At 63.1% G+C, this 18185-nt stretch carries 22 protein-coding genes and 1 other RNA gene; 8 read left to right on the forward strand and 15 right to left on the reverse strand.

Annotation, left to right across the window (positions count from 1 at the left end):
* Window positions 1-6: 6 nt before the first annotated feature.
* Window positions 7-819 carry a TIGR00282 family metallophosphoesterase gene (locus AC2FNS_RS07890; protein WP_496685866.1) on the reverse strand — a complete coding sequence of 271 codons (813 nt, stop codon included), beginning with the start codon at window positions 817-819 and terminating at the stop codon, window positions 7-9.
* Between the two features lie 130 nt (window positions 820-949).
* On the opposite strand from AC2FNS_RS07890, the gene AC2FNS_RS07895 reads away from it, so the two are divergent.
* Entirely contained in the window at window positions 950-1174 is a 225-nt protein-coding gene (locus AC2FNS_RS07895; protein ID WP_496712441.1) for a putative hemolysin, read from the forward strand.
* Here the strand turns inward: AC2FNS_RS07895 and AC2FNS_RS07900 are convergent.
* Both AC2FNS_RS07900 and mgtE read right to left on the reverse strand, forming a co-directional pair.
* Window positions 1171-1734 (reverse strand): 5-formyltetrahydrofolate cyclo-ligase, encoded by a 564-nt coding sequence (locus AC2FNS_RS07900; RefSeq protein ID WP_496741058.1) that lies wholly within the window; start codon window positions 1732-1734, stop codon window positions 1171-1173. The genes AC2FNS_RS07895 and AC2FNS_RS07900 overlap by 4 nt on opposite strands.
* Window positions 1731-3125, reverse strand: coding sequence for a magnesium transporter (gene mgtE / locus AC2FNS_RS07905; protein ID WP_496685861.1), 1395 nt, complete (start codon window positions 3123-3125; stop codon window positions 1731-1733). Before mgtE ends, AC2FNS_RS07900 begins: the two co-directional genes overlap by 4 nt.
* A gap of 135 nt (window positions 3126-3260) precedes the next feature.
* Between mgtE and guaD the strand changes: the two genes are divergently transcribed.
* Complete coding sequence (gene guaD, locus AC2FNS_RS07910) at window positions 3261-4550, forward strand: guanine deaminase (RefSeq protein ID WP_496685858.1); 1290 nt, start codon at window positions 3261-3263, stop codon at window positions 4548-4550.
* Window positions 4551-4606: 56 nt separating this feature from the next.
* On the opposite strand, the gene AC2FNS_RS07915 is transcribed toward guaD, so the two are convergent.
* The 3 genes from AC2FNS_RS07915 to AC2FNS_RS07925 form a co-directional block, all read right to left on the reverse strand.
* Window positions 4607-5941 (reverse strand): 8-oxoguanine deaminase, encoded by a 1335-nt coding sequence (locus tag AC2FNS_RS07915; RefSeq protein WP_496712444.1) that lies wholly within the window; start codon window positions 5939-5941, stop codon window positions 4607-4609.
* A 115-nt stretch (window positions 5942-6056) separates the two neighbouring features.
* Window positions 6057-6848, reverse strand: coding sequence for a histidinol-phosphatase (gene hisN, locus AC2FNS_RS07920; protein ID WP_496685856.1), 792 nt, complete (start codon window positions 6846-6848; stop codon window positions 6057-6059).
* Window positions 6849-6893: 45 nt separating this feature from the next.
* A complete protein-coding gene (locus tag AC2FNS_RS07925) occupies window positions 6894-7265 on the reverse strand; it encodes a helix-turn-helix domain-containing protein (RefSeq protein WP_149774650.1) in 372 nt (123 codons plus the stop codon).
* Window positions 7266-7597: 332 nt separating this feature from the next.
* Here AC2FNS_RS07925 and AC2FNS_RS07930 point away from each other — a divergent pair, with 332 nt between their 5' ends.
* Complete coding sequence (locus AC2FNS_RS07930; RefSeq protein WP_496678696.1) at window positions 7598-8554, forward strand: NADPH:quinone oxidoreductase family protein; 957 nt, start codon at window positions 7598-7600, stop codon at window positions 8552-8554.
* A gap of 5 nt (window positions 8555-8559) precedes the next feature.
* On the opposite strand, the gene AC2FNS_RS07935 is transcribed toward AC2FNS_RS07930, so the two are convergent.
* A complete protein-coding gene (locus tag AC2FNS_RS07935) occupies window positions 8560-9441 on the reverse strand; it encodes a LysR family transcriptional regulator (RefSeq protein ID WP_496678694.1) in 882 nt (293 codons plus the stop codon).
* A gap of 126 nt (window positions 9442-9567) precedes the next feature.
* On the opposite strand from AC2FNS_RS07935, the gene AC2FNS_RS07940 reads away from it, so the two are divergent.
* Both AC2FNS_RS07940 and AC2FNS_RS07945 read left to right on the forward strand, forming a co-directional pair.
* Window positions 9568-9780: a DUF1127 domain-containing protein gene (locus tag AC2FNS_RS07940; RefSeq protein WP_496712211.1), complete on the forward strand. Its 213-nt coding sequence runs from the start codon at window positions 9568-9570 to the stop codon at window positions 9778-9780.
* 165 nt (window positions 9781-9945) lie between these two features.
* Window positions 9946-10683 carry a Bax inhibitor-1/YccA family protein gene (locus AC2FNS_RS07945; RefSeq protein WP_496678691.1) on the forward strand — a complete coding sequence of 246 codons (738 nt, stop codon included), beginning with the start codon at window positions 9946-9948 and terminating at the stop codon, window positions 10681-10683.
* A 123-nt stretch (window positions 10684-10806) separates the two neighbouring features.
* Here AC2FNS_RS07945 and AC2FNS_RS07950 read toward each other — a convergent pair whose 3' ends face one another.
* From AC2FNS_RS07950 to gatC, 7 genes are all read right to left on the reverse strand, one after another.
* Entirely contained in the window at window positions 10807-11325 is a 519-nt protein-coding gene (locus tag AC2FNS_RS07950) for a hypothetical protein (RefSeq protein ID WP_496803811.1), read from the reverse strand.
* Between the two features lie 191 nt (window positions 11326-11516).
* On the reverse strand, window positions 11517-11684 hold the full coding sequence (rpmG, locus tag AC2FNS_RS07955) for a 50S ribosomal protein L33 (RefSeq protein ID WP_005630270.1): 168 nt from the start codon (window positions 11682-11684) through the stop codon (window positions 11517-11519).
* Window positions 11685-11899: 215 nt separating this feature from the next.
* Window positions 11900-12315: RNase P RNA component class A (rnpB, locus tag AC2FNS_RS07960), an RNA gene on the reverse strand.
* Window positions 12316-12440: 125 nt separating this feature from the next.
* Window positions 12441-13169 carry an N-acetylmuramoyl-L-alanine amidase gene (locus tag AC2FNS_RS07965; RefSeq protein ID WP_496797411.1) on the reverse strand — a complete coding sequence of 243 codons (729 nt, stop codon included), beginning with the start codon at window positions 13167-13169 and terminating at the stop codon, window positions 12441-12443.
* Complete coding sequence (locus AC2FNS_RS07970) at window positions 13108-13806, reverse strand: hypothetical protein (protein ID WP_496712214.1); 699 nt, start codon at window positions 13804-13806, stop codon at window positions 13108-13110. Before AC2FNS_RS07970 ends, AC2FNS_RS07965 begins: the two co-directional genes overlap by 62 nt.
* 40 nt (window positions 13807-13846) lie before the next feature.
* Window positions 13847-15334 (reverse strand): Asp-tRNA(Asn)/Glu-tRNA(Gln) amidotransferase subunit GatA, encoded by a 1488-nt coding sequence (gene gatA, locus AC2FNS_RS07975; protein ID WP_496712215.1) that lies wholly within the window; start codon window positions 15332-15334, stop codon window positions 13847-13849.
* Window positions 15335-15337: 3 nt separating this feature from the next.
* Window positions 15338-15625: an Asp-tRNA(Asn)/Glu-tRNA(Gln) amidotransferase subunit GatC gene (gene gatC / locus AC2FNS_RS07980; protein WP_496678682.1), complete on the reverse strand. Its 288-nt coding sequence runs from the start codon at window positions 15623-15625 to the stop codon at window positions 15338-15340.
* Window positions 15626-15841: 216 nt separating this feature from the next.
* Between gatC and AC2FNS_RS07985 the strand changes: the two genes are divergently transcribed.
* From AC2FNS_RS07985 to AC2FNS_RS07995, 3 genes are all read left to right on the forward strand, one after another.
* Complete coding sequence (locus AC2FNS_RS07985) at window positions 15842-16003, forward strand: hypothetical protein (RefSeq protein ID WP_496678680.1); 162 nt, start codon at window positions 15842-15844, stop codon at window positions 16001-16003.
* A gap of 202 nt (window positions 16004-16205) precedes the next feature.
* The gene (locus AC2FNS_RS07990) at window positions 16206-16769 is read left to right on the forward strand and encodes a DUF4202 domain-containing protein (RefSeq protein WP_496712216.1); all 564 of its coding nucleotides are present in this window, start codon (window positions 16206-16208) and stop codon (window positions 16767-16769) included.
* A 6-nt stretch (window positions 16770-16775) separates the two neighbouring features.
* On the forward strand, window positions 16776-17534 hold the full coding sequence (locus AC2FNS_RS07995) for a class I SAM-dependent methyltransferase (RefSeq protein WP_496678678.1): 759 nt from the start codon (window positions 16776-16778) through the stop codon (window positions 17532-17534).
* On the opposite strand, the gene AC2FNS_RS08000 is transcribed toward AC2FNS_RS07995, so the two are convergent.
* A complete protein-coding gene (locus AC2FNS_RS08000; RefSeq protein WP_496712217.1) occupies window positions 17494-18180 on the reverse strand; it encodes a ceramidase domain-containing protein in 687 nt (228 codons plus the stop codon). The genes AC2FNS_RS07995 and AC2FNS_RS08000 overlap by 41 nt on opposite strands.
* Window positions 18181-18185: the final 5 nt, after the last annotated feature.

Consider the following 18185-nt stretch of genomic DNA (forward strand, 5'->3'; position numbering starts at 1 on the left):
ATGCGATCACGGCCCGGCCTGTTGCAGCCGCCCGCCCACACGCACCATGCAGACCGATTTCGCCTGGCCGTCCCGGTCATCGGTTTCCACGAAAACGCCGCTCAGCGTGGCCTCGCCATTGGCGGGGGTGAACCGGGCCTTGGGCATGCCGGTGATGAACCGCCGCATCGGTTCCTGCTTGTCCATGCCGATCACCGAGTCATAGTCGCCGCACATGCCTGCATCGGTCAGATAGGCGGTACCGCCCGGCAGGATCTGCGCGTCGGCCGTGGGCACATGCGTATGGGTGCCCACCACAAGGCTGGCGCGTTTGTCGCAGTAATGCCCCATGGCCATCTTTTCCGAGGTCGCCTCGCAATGCATGTCGACGATGACGGCCTGCGCTTGCCCGCCGCGCGGGTGCGATTTGAGGATCGGTTCAACGGCCGAAAACGGATCGTCGAAAGGCCGTTTCATGAAGACTTGCCCCAGCACCTGAACCACCAGAACCTTGCGGCCGCCGGGTGCGGTGAACAGGCGGTGGCCCCGCCCCGGCGCGCCCTTGGCAAAGTTCACCGGCCGCACGACGCGCGGTTCGCTTTCGATGAATTGCAGCATGTCCTTCTGGTCGAAGGCATGATCGCCCAGCGTGACGCAATCGGCGCCAGAGTCCAGCAACAGCTTGGCATGGTCGCCAGTCAGGCCCATGCCGTTCGAGGCGTTCTCGCCATTGACCACGACGAAATCCAGCCGCCATTCCTCGCGCAGGCGTGGAAGATGGGTCTTGATGGCGGTTCGACCAGCGCGCCCCATGACGTCGCCCAAAAACAGAATTCTCATATCGCGGTCCTAGGCGCAGCAGACGGCAATAACAAGGCGGAACCGTGTAAAAGCCCGACCATCACCAGCTTGCAATATTTCAGAAACGTGCAAACGTGCCCTCATTGATTTGCAACCTCGGGAGGTATCATTGAAAAAACTTATTGTGACGGCAACCGTGGTTCTTGTTGCAACCTTCGCCCAGGCGCAGACCAAAACCACGATGGCCAATCCGGCGGCCACCTTCTGCATAGAAAACGGCGGCGACTATCAAATCCGAAAGAACGCCGACGGCTCGGAATACGGTGTCTGCGTGCTGGCGGACGGAACCGAAGTCGATGCCTGGGACTATCTGCGCGCCCATTTCGAGAACTAGGTTCGAAAACTCAGAACCCGGCTCTCGGTGACGACCATGTCCAGGGGCTGATCGGTGGGTTCCAACGGAAGATTGTCGGCCTCTTGCGCGTCAAAGGCGAAACCGATCGCCAAGGTCGCGCGCCGGGCGCGCAACCGCTGAAGCGTCCGGTCATAGAACCCGCCGCCATAACCCAGCCGCCCGCCACGGGCATCGAAGGCCACCAGGGGTACGATCACTATCTCGGGATCGAAATAGTCATCGACGTCGGGCACCTTCGCACCGAACGGGCCGTCCTTCAGCGGACTGTCCGGTGTCCAGCGCGAAAATTGCAACGGCTGCCCGGCCCCCTGGATAACCGGAACGCCGACCGGCCCATAGGCCGCGGCCTCGGCCATGGCGGGCAGCGGGTCGATCTCGGTGCGGATCGGCATGTAGCCTGACAGGGGCACGCCGCGATACCCCGCCAGCACCTCGGACAGGCGGCCGGCCGTGCCCGGCGGACGAGTATCGAATGCAGCCTTGCGCCGGGCAAAGGCGGCCTTGCGCGCCGCGGCCTTGATCTCGGCCAACCCGGTCACAGCAGCACCTGCGCGGCAAGACCCAAAAACACGAAGAACCCGACCACATCGGTCACCGTGGTGACGAACGGCCCCGAAGCCAAGGCCGGGTCGATGTTCAGACGGTCCAGCGCCAGCGGGATCAGAATGCCGCCCAGCGCCGCCGCCACCAGCGTCAGCACCATCGCCAGACCGATGACCGCCGCCAGCATCGGGATACCAAACCAAAAGCTCGCAACGACTGCCATCAGCAATCCGAAAAACAGGCCGTTCAACGCGCCCACCGAAATCTCGCGGAACAGAACACGAAGGGCGTTATTCGCTGTCAGGTCGCGGGTGGCGATGGCCCTTACGGTCACCGTCATCGTCTGGGTGCCGGCATTGCCGCCCATTGACGCCACGATCGGCATCAGTACCGCCAGCGCGACCATCTGGTCGATGGTTTCCGCGAACATGTTGATCACCAGCGACGCAAAGATCGCGGTCAGCAGGTTGACGAACAGCCAGGTCGCCCGCCCGCGCGCCGTCTCGAGAATGGTGTCAGACAGGCTCGAGTCCTCGTCCACGCCGGCCATGCGCAGCATGTCTTCCTCGTGCTCGTCGTCCAGAACCTCCATCGCGTCGTCGATGGTGATGACCCCGACCAACCGCCCGTCATCATCGACCACCGGCGCCGAGATCAGGTGGTACTGCTTGAAGGCATAGGCGACATCTTCTTCGTCCTGGGTTAGCGGGATGATGTGGAATTCTTCCTCGGCGATGTCGCGCAGCGGCGTATCGCGCCGCGCCGCCATCAACCGGCCCAGCGTGACCTGCCCCACCGGCTTGAGCCGCGGATCGACCAGCACGACATGATAGAACTGGTCCGGCAGATCCTCGTGCGCGCGCATGAAATCGATGGTCTGCCCCACAGTCCAGTGTTCGGGCACCATGACCACTTCGCGCTGCATGAGGCGGCCGGCCGAGTGTTCGGGGTAGGACAACGCCTTTTGCGCCGCAATCCGTTCCGAGTGTTCGAGCGCCTCCAGAACGGCCTCTTGCTGCGATTGTTCGAGGTCTTCCAGCAGATCGACCACATCGTCGCTTTCCAGCTCACGGACGGCCTCGGCCAGCACGTCCGGCCGCAATTCGGCGATGACCTCTTCACGCACGGATTCGTCCAGCTCGGACAGTATGTCGCCGTCGAACTCGCGGTCATACAGATGCAGAAGCTGCGAGCGGTCATGGGGGCTGATCTGTTCCAGAAGGTCGGCGATGTCGGCTGCGTGCAGCGGCTCCATCAGCTCGACCAGCCGATCGCGGTCTCCGTCCTCGACAGCCTGCAGGATTGCCGCCACGGTGTTGCGATCCAGCGCGTAGGCATCTTCGTCGCGGGGCTGGTCGATCACGATTTCGTCATTGCCTGTGGTCATGCGCTGCCCCGTCCGTTGGATTGGCCCCTAATAAAAGAAGCAGCTACAGGAAAACAATGACAATGGCGCAATTTACCCGCATCTTTCGCAGGCTTATGCTGCGACACCGTTCCAATCAGCCGGAGATCGAAGCCGATGGCGCAAAAAACGCTTTTGAAAGGGCGTGTTCTGAGTTTCGAGCAGTCGCCCTTCCAGGCTGACCCCGACCGGGCCGCCCGGCTGCACGAGGCCGTTCTGATCGAAGACGGCCGGATCGGTGCGCTCGGTTCGGCCGAAGCGCTGGCGGCCGCGCATCCCGATGCCGAAACCCATGACCATGGCGCGCGCCTGATTTTGGCCGGGTTCGTCGATCCGCATGTGCACTACCCCCAGACCGCGATCATCGCCAGCTGGGGCAAGCGGCTGATCGACTGGCTTAACACCTATACCTTCCCCGAAGAGATGACCTTCGGCGACCCGAACCACGCCGCCGAAATCGCCGGGCGCTATCTGGACCTGACCACGGCGCATGGCACCACCACCATGTGCAGTTTCTGCACGATCCATCCTGAAAGCGTCGACGCGTTCTTCACCGAAGCGCAGGCCCGCGGGCAGCGTGTGGTGGCCGGCAAGACCTGCATGGACCGCAACGCACCCGACGGCCTGCGAGACACCGCCCAGACGGCTTATGACCAGTCCAAGGCGCTGATCGGCCGATGGCACGGCGTGGACCGGATTTCTTATGCCATCACGCCGCGGTTTTCACCCACGTCGACGCCCGAGCAACTGGAAGCGATGGGCGCGCTTTGGGCCGAGCATCCCGACTGCCTGATGCAGACCCATCTGAGCGAGCAGACCGACGAGATAGAATGGGTCCGGTCGCTGTTTCCCGAGGCCCGCGACTATCTGGACACCTACGAAAGATTCGGCCTGCTGGGCCCGCGTGGGCTGTACGGACACGCCATCCATCTGGAGCCGCGCGAACGCGATCGTCTGCGCGAGGTCGACGCCGCGCTGATTCACTGCCCGACCTCGAATACGTTCATCGGATCGGGCCTGTTCGACATGCACGGGCTGATGCGCGACGGCCACCGCATCGGCTTGGCCACGGATACCGGCGGCGGGTCCAGTTTCTCGATGCTGCGGACCATGGCCGCGGCCTATGAGATCGGCCAGTTGCGCGGGCATCCCCTGCACCCCGCGCAGTTGCTTTGGCTGGGTACCGCCGGCTCGGCCCGGTCGCTGCGGATGGATGACCGCATTGGAAATGTAGCACCGGGGCTCGAAGCCGACCTGGTCGTGCTCGACCTGTCCTCGACCCCGGCCATCGCACAGCGCGTTGCGCGCGCGAATGACATCTGGGAGGCCATCTTTCCCACAATCATGATGGGCGACGACCGGGCGGTGGCCCAGGTCTGGATCCGAGGGCGCCGGGCGCTGGGTTGAGCGGCCCGACAGCGCAGGCCGCTGGCGGTGCGACAGGCAACGCTCTGGGTCGGGCTTCACGCCTGCAGCGCGCGCGCAAGCTGGTTTTGACGTTCGATCACCCGCGGCAGGTCGATGGTGGTGATCTGGCCCTCGCGGACGATCTGCCGCCCCTCAACAAACAGATGTCTGACCCGACTGGGACCTGCAAGCAGCAGCGCGGCGGGGTCCCAGCTGCCGGCACTTTCGACACCGCTGATATCCCATACCGCGATATCGGCCCGCTTACCGGGCATCAGACGGCCGCAATCCGGGCGGTTGAGAACATCGGCGCCGCCGCGCGTGGCAATCTCGAGCGCCTCGCGGGCCGACATGGCGTCTGCACCGTTGGCGACTCGCTGCAGCAGCACCGCCTGACGTGCCTCGGCCATCAGGTTGCCGTTGTCGTTGCTGGCCGACCCGTCGACACCCAGCCCCACGCGGGCCTTGGCATCGCGCAGGGCGCGCAGCGGTGCGATGCCCGAGCCCAGCCGGCAATTGGAACATGGGCAATGGGCAACCCCGGTGCCGGTCCGCGCAAACAGATCGACCTCGGCCCGATCCAACTTGACGCAATGGGCATGCCATACATCCGGACCTGTCCAGCCCAGATCCTGCGCGTACTGACCCGGCCGGCACCCGAATCGGGACTGGGAATACCGGATATCCTCGTCATTTTCAGCCAGGTGAGTGTGCAGCATCACGCCCTTGTCGCGCGCCAGCAGCGCCGTGTCACGCATCAGGTCGCGACTGACCGAAAAGGGCGAGCACGGCGCAAGCCCCACCCGGCACATCGCCCCCTCGGACGGATCATGAAAGGCATCGACCACGCGGATCATGTCGTTCAGAATCGCGGACTCGGATTCGACCAGCGCATCGGGTGGCAGACCGCCATTGCTTTCACCGATGCTCATCGCGCCGCGCGTAGGGTGAAACCGCAGGCCCAGTTCGGATGCGGCGGCGATCGTGTCCTCAAGCCGCACACCGTTGGGATACAGGTACAGGTGGTCCGAACTGAGCGTGCAGCCGGACAGGGCCAGTTCGGCCAGGCCGATCTGCGCCGAGACAAACATATGCTCGGGGCCGAACCGCGCCCAGATCGGATAGAGTGTCTTGAGCCAGCCGAACAGCAACGCGTCCTGCCCCGCCGGGACCGCGCGCGTCAGGGTCTGGTACAGGTGGTGATGCGTGTTCACCAACCCGGGCGTGACCACGCAGCCACGCAGATCGTGGATCTCGCCCGAGGCTTCAAGGCGATGCCCGATCCCGGCGATCACCCCATCGCGGACCAGTATGTCGGCCCCGGCCAGTTCTTGCCGGGCGTCGTCCATCGTCAGAACAACATCGGCATTTTTCAGTAGGAATTCGGTCATCTGGCACTCCTGAGATTCGCCCGTCTCATGACAAGAGTGCGTCGCGCCGGTGGAAAACGGGCGGAAGAACCGGCCGAAGAACCCTAGCCGGACAGATACCGGGCGGCAAGCCGCGTCAGACCCGGCGCAACAGGTCCAGCGCCGCCGCGTGGATGTCGGGGTTGGCTGCCGCAAGCACCTGCCCGCCCAGATGGGCCGGGCCGCCCTGCCAGTCGGTGACCAAGCCACCGGCGGCCCGGATCACGGCCATGGGGGCCTGGATGTCATAGGGCTTCAGACCGGCCTCGATCACCAGATCGACCTGTCCGGCCGCCAGCAGCGCATAGGCGTAGCAATCCATGCCGTACCGCGTCAGTTGCACCTGTTCGGCGACCGCGCGAAACGCCCGTTCCTCGTCGTCAGCCCCGACCTCGGGGAAGGTCGTGAACAGGATCGCGTCCTTGAGCGCGGCGGTTTTTCGGGTGGACAGGCTGACCTGCCCTAGCGGGCCCGTCATGAAGGCGCCCGTGTCGTGCCCCACGAATCGCTCGCCGATATAGGGCTGGTCGATGACGCCAAGCATCGGCCCCGTCGAATCCGCCAGCGCGATCAGCACACCCCATGTCGGCGTTCCGCTGACAAACCCCCTGGTCCCGTCGATCGGATCCAGCACCCAGATCCGGCCCGAGCTTCCAGTGACGGTTCCGAACTCCTCACCCAGGATCCCGTCTTCGGGGCGAAATTCGGCCAGAACCTCACGCATAGCCTGCTCGGCGGCCCGGTCGGCAACGGTCACAGGGTCATAGCCACCCTGCTGCTTGTTTGCTGTCTCTAGGTCGGGTCGGCGAAAAAACGGCAAAATGGCCGCACGCGCAGCGTCGGCCAGTTTTTCCGCAACTTCAAGATCGGTCAATACGGTACCAGACATACGCGACTGGTGCGGCGGGTACCGCGCAAAGTCAAGTGCCTCTGCTCAGGCGACGTCGCTGAGAACCCGGGCCAGTTCGAACAGACGGCGGCGCTGGTTCTCGGGGATCGCATAGTACGAGCGCACGAGATCGAGCGCCTCTTTGTCGCCCATCAGATCGGCAGGAACCGACTTTTTGCCACTTTCGGATTTCTGCGTGTCTTCGAGACCCTCGAAGAAAAAGCTGACCGGCACATCCAGCGCCTCGGCAATGTCCCATAGGCGCGACGCACTGATCCGATTGGCACCGGTCTCGTATTTCTGGATCTGCTGAAACTTGATACCGACCTGCTCTGCAAGTTGCTGCTGGGTCATTCCGATCAGCCAGCGACGATGCCGGACGCGCTTGCCCACATGGACATCCACATGATGGGTCATTGGTACACTCCTATCTTACACACAACCGCCCGGGAAAACGCGAACGCGACAGAGACCGCCATACCGGCCGCCGCTGGACAACACTCCTTCAACACCGGAAATGCCCCCCGAAACAGCACTTCTGCAAACCATCATTGCGCCATTTTCGATTCTTTTCAAGAAGGTTGAGTCGGAGCCGGTCAACAGAACTTTACGGTTGTACGTTCGTTCCGGGGTGCCAAATCACTCTGAATCAGGGAATTTCGGCGCAGGTCCGGAACGTTACCCGCCATTGAAGATTGACAATCTCACTCGGTTGCCCCTGCCTAGAGCGCGACCACGGAGGACACGAATTGCTCGCCTACCAAATTCCCTCGGCCACAGCCCAGGCCGTATTGCACGACATCGCAACACCCGAGCCGGGACACGGACAGATCCGCGTCAAGATCCACGCCTGCGGCCTTAACTTTGCCGACCTCCTGATGCAGAAGGGCACCTATCAAGACACACCCCCTGCCCCGTTCACGCTGGGGCTCGAGATCGCCGGGGTCGTTGACGCCGTCGGCCCCGGTGTCGTCCACCTTGTCCCGGGCGACCGTGTGGCCGTCTATTCGGGGCAAGGCGGGCTGGCGGAATTCGGCGTGTTCGACGCCGACCGGGCCGTCATGCTGCCGCCGTCCTGCAGCTTCGAAGAAGCCGCTGCGATCCAGATCGCCTATGGCACCAGCCACATAGCTCTGGATCACCGCGCCCGCCTGCAGCCGGGCGAGACGCTTTTGGTGACCGGTGCAGCCGGCGGCGTGGGGCTGACTGCAGTCGAGATCGGCAAGCTGATGGGCGCAACCGTGATCGCGCAGGCACGCGGCACCGACAAGCTAACCGTAGCTAAAGCCGCCGGGGCGGACCACCTGATCGATGCGGACGAGGATCTGCGGCAGCGGGTGCTGGACCTGGGCGGTGCGGATGTCGTCTATGATGCGATCGGTGGCGACGTATTCAAGGCCGCCTTTCGCGCCACCAATCCCGAAGGTCGCCTGTTGCCGGTCGGTTTCGCCGGCGGCGAGGTTCCGCAAATCCCAGCGAACCACCTGATGGTCAAGAACCTGACGGTGATCGGCGTCTATATCGGCGGCTATCTGAAGTTCCGGCCCGAGATCGTGCGCAGCAGCTTTGAAACCCTGTTCCGCTGGCATGCCGAGGGCCGCATCAAACCGCATGTCAGCCATGTCCTGCCTTTGTCAAAGGTGGCCGATGGCATGGACCTGCTGCGGTCGCGCAAATCCACCGGCAAGGTCGTCATCACGCCCTGACCGGCTCAGCTGGCGACCGCGCGCAGCGGCCCCCCCCGCAGCATCCGGAAATTCTGGCGGACCAGGTCGGCCAGAGCCTCAACCACCGGTCCTCGGCCCGTGTCGCCGCCATACAGGTTGATCATGTGGGCCGGCAATTCGGGCAGCGCGCCGCCGGCGTCGATCTTTTCCAGATGCGCGGCCTCGGTCCCCTCCAGCATCGCGTGCACGGCCAGATCGGCGCTGACCGTGGCCTCGATCGTGCGGTCGTTTTCCGTTTCCACCGACAGCTCCCAGGGGATGCCCGCAGCGTCCAGAGCCGCGATGACCTGCGGCCGGAACAGACAGCGGCGGCCAAGCGCCAACGGCAAGGGCCGACGGCGCCAAGCCGCCCCGCCCGATGCTCCGATCCAGCGCAAAGGCAGTTCGGCGATGGTTTCGCCGCCATCGCCATTCGACGCCTCGGTCGTCAGAATGACATCGCATTCGCCGCGCCGGAACATCTCTTTCAACTGGATCGAATACGACGAGACCAGTTGTACGCGCACACGGGGGAAGTCGGCGTTGAACCGCTGCAAAACCCGGGGAATTGCCGGGTAGACTATATCGTGCGGCACGCCCAGAACCACCTCGCCTTCATAGGCCTGATCGGTCAGCTTCGACATCACCTCGTCATTCAGCGATACCATGCGCCGCGCATAGGCCAGCAGTTGCTCCCCCGAGGCCGTCAGGGCGATCGTCCGGCCCGACCGGTCCAGCAACTCAAGCCCAAGCAGTTCCTCGAGCCGCTTCAGCTGCATCGACACGGCCGATTGAGTCAGGTGCAGAAATCCCGCGGCTCGGGTGACGCCGCCATGATCGGCCACGGCGACGAACGACCTGAGGGTCGTGATGTCGAGATTTCGCATATCAGAAATCCTTATGCGTCAATTCATAAACATTCATTTTTCATATATGACAGAGACCGCCATATAGATCAAGGAAGTTGATTGAATGCTCTACCCCCATCACTTCCTGACAAAAGGACAATAAACATGACCCAAATTGCGATTTCCTGCCCCTCGCCGGCGCCGCGCAAAACCGGATGGCTGCAGCGCCTTGTTTCCTTGCCCCGCCAACGGCGCGCACTGGCGCGGCTGGACGCCCGTCTGCTGAAAGATATCGGCGTCACCCGCGCGCAGGCCGAGGCCGAGGCCGCACGCCCCCTTTGGGATGCGCCGGATATCTGGATCTCGGGCCGCTATTAACCCCATTTTGGCAGCGTTGACACCGCCGATGGGGGCGGTGTCGATTTTGCTCGCAATTCCGAGGGTTTTGCCGCCAAGACCCTTGAAACATGCGCCCGACTCTCCGATATTTGCCGTCAGAATGGTCCGCATCGCGGATCGGAATGGATTCAAGGGAGACCCTTAATGGCACAATTCGACACCGTCCGCACGGCGGCCGGCGCACGCACTGCCCAGATCGACGAGGGCCTGCGCGCCCACATGAACAAGGTCTACGGCACGATGTCCGTGGGCATGCTTATCACGTTTGCGGTGGCCTGGGCCGTTGGCACCAGCCCGCAGCTGCTGTCGGTGTTCCGCGACCCGATCACGCTCAGCCCGAATATCCTGGGCTGGATCGTGATGTTCGCCCCGCTGATCATGGTCTTTGCCTTCGGCGCCGCCATCAACCGCCTCAGCGCCGCCGGCGCCCAGCTGTTCTTCTATGCTTTCGCCGCCGTGATGGGCCTGAGCATGAGCTGGATTTTCGTGGCCTTCACCGGCATCTCGATCGCCCAGGTGTTCCTGATCACGTCGATCGCCTTCGCCGGCCTGTCGCTGTATGGCTATGTCACCAAGAAAGACCTTTCGGGAATGGGGACGTTCCTGATGATGGGCGTGATCGGCCTGATCGTGGCCATGGTGATCAACATTTTCCTTCAGTCGCCCGCCATCATGTTCGCCGTGTCGATCATCGGCGTTCTGATCTTTGCGGGACTGACCGCCTATGACACGCAGAACATCAAGGCGACCTACATTCAGCACGCCGCGCACGGCGACCAGGAGTGGCTGGGCAAATCCGCGATCATGGGCGCGCTGAACCTGTATCTGGACTTCATCAACATGTTCATGTTCCTGCTGCAACTGCTTGGAAATCGTGAGTAACCAGCGGCAGAATCCTGTCAGGAAACGGGCCCATTCCGGGCCCGTTTTTTTTGCCCCGCTCCCAAACGAAAAGGACCCTGCCCACCGGCAGAGCCCCTGAACCCAAGTTCGATTTCGTTCGGATCAGCTACAGTTCAACGGAACCGCAAAGCCCGAACTGCGCGAGGAGTTGCCCTTGCGATAGACATCGCCAGCGGCCAGACAGCCCGTGAAGCGTTCGGTCTCACGCCCGAAAGCCGCACCTACCGAGTTGTCCACCTTGGTGCTATTGCTGGCGGTACGGACAACACCAAACAGCGTGCCGTTCACGTTGACCGTGCTCAGGAAGAGGTCTGTACTGCTGCCGACGAGTTGCACTGCGGTGTCGGCCGTACGCCCGCCGTTGTCGATGGCCACGCCGGCGATCTTGTCAAACGCTGCCTGGTCCGTCTGAACCTGAACCGTCGGAAGCTGGGCAAGCTCGGCCGGGACGTTGGTGGCAGGCGGCGTAAAGGCGACGGCGCCTTTGACGTCGGACACGGTGCGCGGTTCGCCATCAATGCCAGTGAACCCGACACCCTGCCGGTTCCAAGGATCCTCACAAGCCGAAAGGGTCAGAACGGCGATGGCAGGCAAAAAGATTTTTTTCATGGCGCTCAACATTTTGTGGAGGTTTGCCGAAGCCTATGGCCAGGGTGGCCGCAAAAGCAACCCACAGGCGAACAGAATACCCGGCGCGCTGATGCACCACTGCAACGCGCGAAAGGGGCGAACCAGTGACCAACCTGCCTGAAAACAAGAAAGGGTCCTGACCGCGCCAGGACCCTTTTTCGTCTTGCGTCTGAAAAGGCAGATTACTTGATCTTGCCTTCCTTGTACTCGACATGCTTGCGAGCGACCGGGTCGTATTTGCGCACGGTCATTTTCTCGGTCATGGTGCGCGCGTTCTTCTTGGTCACGTAGAAGTGGCCCGTGCCCGCGGTCGAGTTCAGACGGATCTTGATTGTCGTCGGCTTCGCCATGGTTATCTCCTGCGTCCGAAAAGGCAGGGGCCTTTCGGTTGAATTCCTATGAGCGTGCGCTTTTACCCGCTCGCGCGCCCGAGTCAACCGGATTCGAAACGTGATACCAGAATAAACCGGCCGAGGCCTGGAATTTCTTGCAACGACAGCAAACGAGGCGAATTTTCGGCCCGCCAGCACTTGAGTCCCCACCGGAAAATACCAGCAGGCTGCGGATGCGCGGAGGGCCTGTAAGCCGGATCCTGTTCCGGGGTTGCCCCCTTCGATGACCATTCCTCTAGGCCGTGCATTGCTGCACGGCTCGAGCTGCCAACCCGGTCCCTCTCGGCCAAGGCAGGCCTAGCGGCGGTATCGGCTGACGCCGACCGGCCCGCGTGGGGACCCTATTTGGCATTGCTCCCGGTGGGGCTTGCCGTGCCGCCGCTGTTGCCAGCGGCGCGGTGGGCTCTTACTCCACCGTTTCACCCTTGCCATGATCTGCCGGAGGCGAACCTTCGGCGTCTCACGGCGGTTTGTTTTCTGTGGCGCTTTCCGTCGGGTTTCCCCGCCCGGGCGTTACCCGGCACCGTTGCCTTGTGGAGTCCGGACTTTCCTCTCGGGCCTAGGCCCCAGCGGCCATCCGGCCCTCCGCGCATCGAATTGGGTATGCCCCTGACCCAGGCACGTCAAGAGAGGAATGGAAGCGACAAGGGGCCAGCCCCTTCTTGGCCTTCGGCCAATTCAACCCCGGGATATTTTGGGCCAGATGAAGGTTGGTCAGGCGAGACGGTGCGGCTGCGGCAATGCAGCCACGTCCTCTGGGGCCAGCCCTCCCCTACCCCAGGGCCGAAAGCGCAACCGCACAGCAGCGAGCAGCGTTTCATCATCGACAGCAGCAGTATAGCCGGCGGCTTGGGCCACGGCGCGGAAGTAATGGGCCTCGGGCCGCGACAAAGGGGCGGCGTGAGCGCGCGGCGCGGCCAGCCCCTGACGTTCGAGTCGTATCCAGTCGAAACGTGGCCCGGGATCGTGTTTGCGCCCCGGCGCCATGTCCGAATGACCGATCACGCCGGTGGCCGGTATGGACCAACGGGTCATGATCTGCGGCAGAAGCCGCTCGAGTGCCCTTATCTGCGCCTGGGCGAAAGGATGATCGCCTCGGTTGTCGAGTTCGATCCCGATCGAGCGGGAGTTGATATCGCTCTGTCCCTGCCACTCGCCGACCCCGGCGTGCCAGGCGCGATCCTCTTCACGAACCATCTGCCAGAGTGTTCCGTCACAGCCGATCAGATAGTGGGCCGATACCTCGGACGCCGGGTCGCACAAACGCTCGAGCGCGGCGCGGGCGCTGTTCATCGCGGTGTAGTGAAGAACCACCAGAGATGGCTTCAGCCCATCCCGGCGGGGACCGAAATTGGGGGATGGGTGCCAGATCGGCGAGAGATCAGTTGCCGACGACACGGCGGAACGGGCTGGGGTCCCAGCCACAGGCAAAGCCGTCGCCATCCGGGTCCAGGCCCTTGCGGTCACGTTGTGGCCCGCCGCTGGCCAGGAAATCGATCTGAGCCTGATCTGCCGATGGGTATTTGGCGCAGTTCCGTTGCGCCTTGGCCTGAAGGTTGAACCCGGACCGGCTGTAGATCTGTGCCCCGACCGGATTAGTAGTGGACAATGCGTATTGCACGATATTGGGCTGGCCGTCCGCGCCACGCTGAGGAACCGCCGTCGGGGCGACCACCTCATAGGTCTGACGGTTTCTCTCGATCAGGGCGGCGTCATCCTGAATGCTGCGGCTGCTGGAGACCGCGGCAAAATCCTGTTCTTGCGAAATGCCGCTCGACGTCACCGTTGCCGGGGCCGGTGCCTGGGTGGAGGTACTGGCGAGCGCTGCGGCCGTTTGATTCGCGATATCCGCGGCGCTGCCATCGGTGGAATAGGTGACGGCGGAGGACTCGGCCGACCATGGCTCCTGCGAGATGGCTGGGGGCGGCAACAGCGGATTGCCTGCTGCGCCCTGCCCCGCCAGTTGCGCCTCGCGCTGGGCCTGGTATTGCGACGTATTGAACTCCGTGCCCTGAACCGGCGCCACCGTATCGCAAGCGGCGGCGACGGCGCACACGGGAATCACAAGAAGTTTGCGCATCGGACTGCTCCGTTCTTGCAGCGGTCGGGTCGACCGACCGTTACCACCATTTGCCCGGCTTGGCCACGAACCCCGCAGCGGATTCGAGCGCGTAGGCGGTGTTCAGCAGGTCGCCTTCCTCCCACGGACGCCCAATCAGTTGCAGCCCCAGCGGCAGCCCATGCTTGTCCAACCCGGCCGGAACCGAGATGCCCGGCAGACCGGCAAGGTTCACCGTCACGGTGAAGACGTCGTTGAGATACATCTGAACCGGGTCGGTTTCCTTCATCTCTCCCAGACCGAAGGCGGCCGACGGCGTTGCTGGGGTCAGAATCGCATCGACGCCCGCGGCGAACACGTCCTCGAAGTCTTTCTTGATCAGGGTCCGCACCTTTCGGGCGCGGTTGTAGTATGCATCGTAGAAACCGGCCGACAGAACATAGGTGCCGACCATGACCCGGCGCTGCACCTCGTGACCAAAGCCCTCGGCGCGGGTCTTTTCGTACATCTCGGTGATGCCATCGCCCTGCGCCAACGTCGCGCGGCGGCCATAGCGCACGCCGTCATAGCGCGCCAGGTTCGACGACGCCTCGGCGGGCGCGATCACGTAATAGGCCGGCAGCGCGTATTTGGTGTGCGGCAGCGAGATATCGACAATCTCGGCCCCCGCATCACGCAACATTTCGGCGCCGTCGGCCCAGAGCTTTTCGATCTCGGCGGGCATGCCGTCCATCCGGTATTCCTTGGGGATACCGATCTTCTTCCCCTTGATGTCGCCGGTCAGCATCGCCTCGAAATTCGGCACCGGAATCTCGACGCTGGTCGAATCTTTGGGGTCATGCCCGCACATCGCCTCGAGCATGATGGCGGCGTCGCGCACGTTCTTGGTCATCGGTCCGGCCTGATCCAGCGAGGACGCAAAGGCCACGATGCCCCAGCGCGAGCAGCGGCCATAGGTCGGCTTGATGCCGGTGATGCCGGTAAAGGCCGCGGGCTGGCGGATCGAACCGCCGGTGTCGGTGCCGGTCGCCGCAAGGCACAGATCGGCAGCAACGGCAGCCGCCGACCCGCCCGATGAACCGCCGGGGGTCAGCGGAGTGTCGTCATTGCCGCGCCGCCACGGGCTGACCGCATTACCATAGACCGAGGTTTCGTTGGACGAGCCCATAGCGAATTCGTCCATGTTCAGCTTGCCCAGCATCACCGCGCCGGCATCGGCCAGTTGCTGCGATACGGTGGATTCGTATTCGGGCTTGAAGCCTTCCAGAATGCGGCTGGCCGCCTGGCTGGGCACGCCCTTGGTGCAGAACAGGTCCTTGATGCCGATCGGCAGGCCGCACATGGCGGGCGCGTCGCCGGCCTTGATGCGCTCGTCGGCCGCCTTGGCGCGCTCCAGCGCGATCTCGGGCGTCTTGTGGACGAAGGCATTGAGCGCGTCGGCCGCGTCGATGGCCGTCAGGCAGGCCTCGGTCAGTTCGACCGAGGTGGTTTCACCCTTGCGCAGCGCGTCGCGGGCCTCGGCCAGGCCCAGTTTGTTCAGGTCGCTCATGTCTTACTCCACCACCTTGGGAACCGCGAAAAACCCCTCGCGCGCGTCGGGGGCGTTGGACAGGATCTTGTCCTGCATGCTCCCGTCGGTCACCACGTCCTCGCGGCGTTTGAGCCGCATCGGCGTCACCGAGACCATCGGCTCGACCCCTTCGACGTCAACTTCGTTCAGCTGTTCGATGAACCCCAGGATCGTGTTGAACTCCGAGGCCAGCGCCGGCAGCGCATCATCCTCGACCTTGATCCGGGCCAGTTTGGCCACCTTGGCGGCGGTGCTTTGGTCAATCGACATGGGAAACCCTCGTGTGCGTTACAGGGGCATTTACCCGTCTGGTGCAGCAGTCGCAAGACCGCCTGCGTGCGGGAATGGTCGGGCGGCGCCGGGGCCAGACCGATCCAGAATACCCGCCACGCAAAAAAGTGAACCGCTTCGTTCACTTTTCACTTGAAGTCCGCGTGCTGCATCCCCTTATGCTGTAAACGAAACAGTTCAGTTCGGAGGAAGCCGATGAAATCGACCATGATTGCACTGTCTGTAGTTTTTGCCACCGCAGCGGCTCCGGCCTTTGCCCTGGGTGTCCCGATGGGCGACCTGACCCCGACGCTGACCTTTCCCGATCAGCACCCTTCGGATCAGGTGAGCCAGGAAAAAACCTCACCCCGAAACTGACTTCGTTCTTGCCTCCCTGTTGGATCGGGCCGGTTTCCCCTTTTTTCCGGCCCGGTCCCCTACCTGCCCTCGTGGCGCCGCCGGCCCTTAACGGGTCGGCGCTTTTTTGTTGTGGCGCGATGCCTTATCGTACATGCACCACGCAGTATCGGGCTGGCTCAACCAGGTTTGCCGAACCCGTTTGACGAACGCAGGAGGTGCCATGACGGAGCGCAAGCAGAAGGTTCTGGACGCAATCGACGCAGCCAATTCGGCCGACCCCACCCAGGAAGACGGGCGTCCCGCTGCGCTGCTTTATGGCGAACGGATGAGCGCCGAGTTGCATCGACTGTTCCCCGACGCATCAGAGCCATTGCAGATCGCCGCCCGCGGCCAGCATGTCGAGCGCTGGAAGCTGGCCCGCTCGGCCTACCCCGAGGGGCGCGCGGGCTATCTGGCGTGGCGCAAGGCCCAAGCCGAGCATCACGCGCAGGTCGTGGTCGAGTTGATGTCCGAGGCCGGTTACGATCAGGCCGAGATCGACGCCGCCCGCCGTATGTTGCGCAAACAGGGCATCAAGCGCGACGACGACGTTCAGGCGCTGGAGGACGTGATCTGCTTTGTCTTTCTGAAATGGTATTTTGCACCCTTCGCCGCGAAACACTCGGGCGAAAAGATTCAGCGCATCGTCGAAAAGACCGCCCGCAAGATGTCGTCTGAGGCGCGCCGACGCGTGCTGGACGAGTTCGACCTGCCCGAAGACCTGGCCCGCGCTTTCAAGGATTGACACATCATGACCGATGACATGCGATTGTTGATCGACCTGCACCTGCCCAACGACCGGCAAGGCCCCGGCAGCGACGCGGCAACGGAAATGGCGTTGAAGCTGGCGGACGTTCAAGCCGATCCCGGATTGAAGGTCGCCGACATTGGCTGCGGCACCGGAGCTGCGGCCTTCTGCCTTGCGCGCCATCTAGGCGCATCGGTGACGGCAGTGGATTTCCTGCCGGATTTTCTGGCCGAGTTGGAGAGACGCGCCCAGTTCTTGGGCCTGGCGGCCCGGATTCAGACGGTTGAGGCGTCGATGGAGGACCTGCCCTTCGACGATGCCAGCCTTGACGTGATCTGGTCGGAAGGCGCGATTTACAACATGGGGTTCGAAAACGGTCTGAACGCCTGGCGTCGGTTCCTGAAACCCGGCGGTGTCCTGGCTGTGTCCGAGCTGACCTGGCTGACCGATCAACGCCCCGAACCGCTGACACGGCACTGGGATGCCGCCTATCCCGAAGTTGCGACCGCCGGACAGAAGATCCGCCAGATCGAGACGGCCGGTTATGAACCTGTCGGCTATTTCCCGCTGGGCACCGACTGCTGGATGGACAATTACTATCTCCCTCTTCAACGCAGCTTCCCTGCCTTCCTCGACCGGCATGGCAATTCCGAGCAGGCCAAAGCCATTGTCGATGCCGAACGGGCCGAGATCGACTTGTACGAAACCTATTCCGACTTTGTCAGCTATGGGTTCTACGTGGCGCGGCGTCTGCCGGACTGACCGCATCCGTCATGGCCCGCCGGTAAACCTCGATCATCCAGCCCAGCATGGTGGCGTTCAGGATGTGCCACATAAAATGCGTTCCCATCGGGATGCGGGCGCAAAGCGGAGCATCGAGCGCGCGGAAGGTGATCGACGCGATCAGGATCGCAGCTCCGACCGCCAGACCCCAGGCCAACTGCGGCCTGCGCGCGCGCAAAAGATACGCATAGATCAGGATCAGCAACGGCACCGGAGCATATGCGGCCGACCCGCCCAGGCCGGGAACCAGTTGAAACACCGGTATGGTCAACGCCGCATAGGGGATGAACAAGGGCGTCAGCGCCGCCGCCTTCGGCGTGGATAGCTGCCAGATGTCCCGGTTCACCGCGAAGATATAGACCAAGATGAACAGTAGAATCGGCGTCGTATCCGCCAGCGCGGCCCAGACTTGCGCATGGGTATGAAACAGATAGCTGCCAATGCCGATCACCGCCAGAATGGCGACCAGCAAGTTGGCCAACGGCAGACCCTGCCCCCGCACCCGCCGCCACATCACCCATGCCGCCAACAGAAAGGCCGCGTTGGACACGGCGTTTACGGGTTCGGCCCAATAGTCCGGCGACAGGCGCTCGCAATAGCCGTCGATTTCTCGCATCCAGTCCATGGATT

The sequence above is a fragment of the Ruegeria sp. BHSA191 genome (assembly GCF_059613325.1).

Coding starts and splice junctions, on each gene's coding strand:
- AC2FNS_RS07945 (WP_496678691.1), top strand. CDS start 9,946: ATGGCACAATTCGACACCGTCCGCACGGCGGCCGGCGCACGCACTGCC.
- AC2FNS_RS07935 (WP_496678694.1), bottom strand. CDS start 9,441: ATGCGAAATCTCGACATCACGACCCTCAGGTCGTTCGTCGCCGTGGCC.
- AC2FNS_RS07965 (WP_496797411.1), bottom strand. CDS start 13,169: ATGGCGACGGCTTTGCCTGTGGCTGGGACCCCAGCCCGTTCCGCCGTG.
- hisN (WP_496685856.1), bottom strand. CDS start 6,848: ATGTCTGGTACCGTATTGACCGATCTTGAAGTTGCGGAAAAACTGGCC.
- mgtE (WP_496685861.1), bottom strand. CDS start 3,125: ATGACCACAGGCAATGACGAAATCGTGATCGACCAGCCCCGCGACGAA.
- AC2FNS_RS07940 (WP_496712211.1), top strand. CDS start 9,568: ATGACCCAAATTGCGATTTCCTGCCCCTCGCCGGCGCCGCGCAAAACC.
- AC2FNS_RS07890 (WP_496685866.1), bottom strand. CDS start 819: ATGAGAATTCTGTTTTTGGGCGACGTCATGGGGCGCGCTGGTCGAACC.
- rpmG (WP_005630270.1), bottom strand. CDS start 11,684: ATGGCGAAGCCGACGACAATCAAGATCCGTCTGAACTCGACCGCGGGC.
- AC2FNS_RS07925 (WP_149774650.1), bottom strand. CDS start 7,265: ATGACCCATCATGTGGATGTCCATGTGGGCAAGCGCGTCCGGCATCGT.
- AC2FNS_RS07995 (WP_496678678.1), top strand. CDS start 16,776: ATGACCGATGACATGCGATTGTTGATCGACCTGCACCTGCCCAACGAC.
- AC2FNS_RS07970 (WP_496712214.1), bottom strand. CDS start 13,806: ATGCGCAAACTTCTTGTGATTCCCGTGTGCGCCGTCGCCGCCGCTTGC.
- AC2FNS_RS07950 (WP_496803811.1), bottom strand. CDS start 11,325: ATGTTGAGCGCCATGAAAAAAATCTTTTTGCCTGCCATCGCCGTTCTG.
- gatC (WP_496678682.1), bottom strand. CDS start 15,625: ATGTCGATTGACCAAAGCACCGCCGCCAAGGTGGCCAAACTGGCCCGG.
- gatA (WP_496712215.1), bottom strand. CDS start 15,334: ATGAGCGACCTGAACAAACTGGGCCTGGCCGAGGCCCGCGACGCGCTG.
- AC2FNS_RS08000 (WP_496712217.1), bottom strand. CDS start 18,180: ATGGACTGGATGCGAGAAATCGACGGCTATTGCGAGCGCCTGTCGCCG.
- AC2FNS_RS07985 (WP_496678680.1), top strand. CDS start 15,842: ATGAAATCGACCATGATTGCACTGTCTGTAGTTTTTGCCACCGCAGCG.
- AC2FNS_RS07990 (WP_496712216.1), top strand. CDS start 16,206: ATGACGGAGCGCAAGCAGAAGGTTCTGGACGCAATCGACGCAGCCAAT.
- AC2FNS_RS07915 (WP_496712444.1), bottom strand. CDS start 5,941: ATGACCGAATTCCTACTGAAAAATGCCGATGTTGTTCTGACGATGGAC.
- guaD (WP_496685858.1), top strand. CDS start 3,261: ATGGCGCAAAAAACGCTTTTGAAAGGGCGTGTTCTGAGTTTCGAGCAG.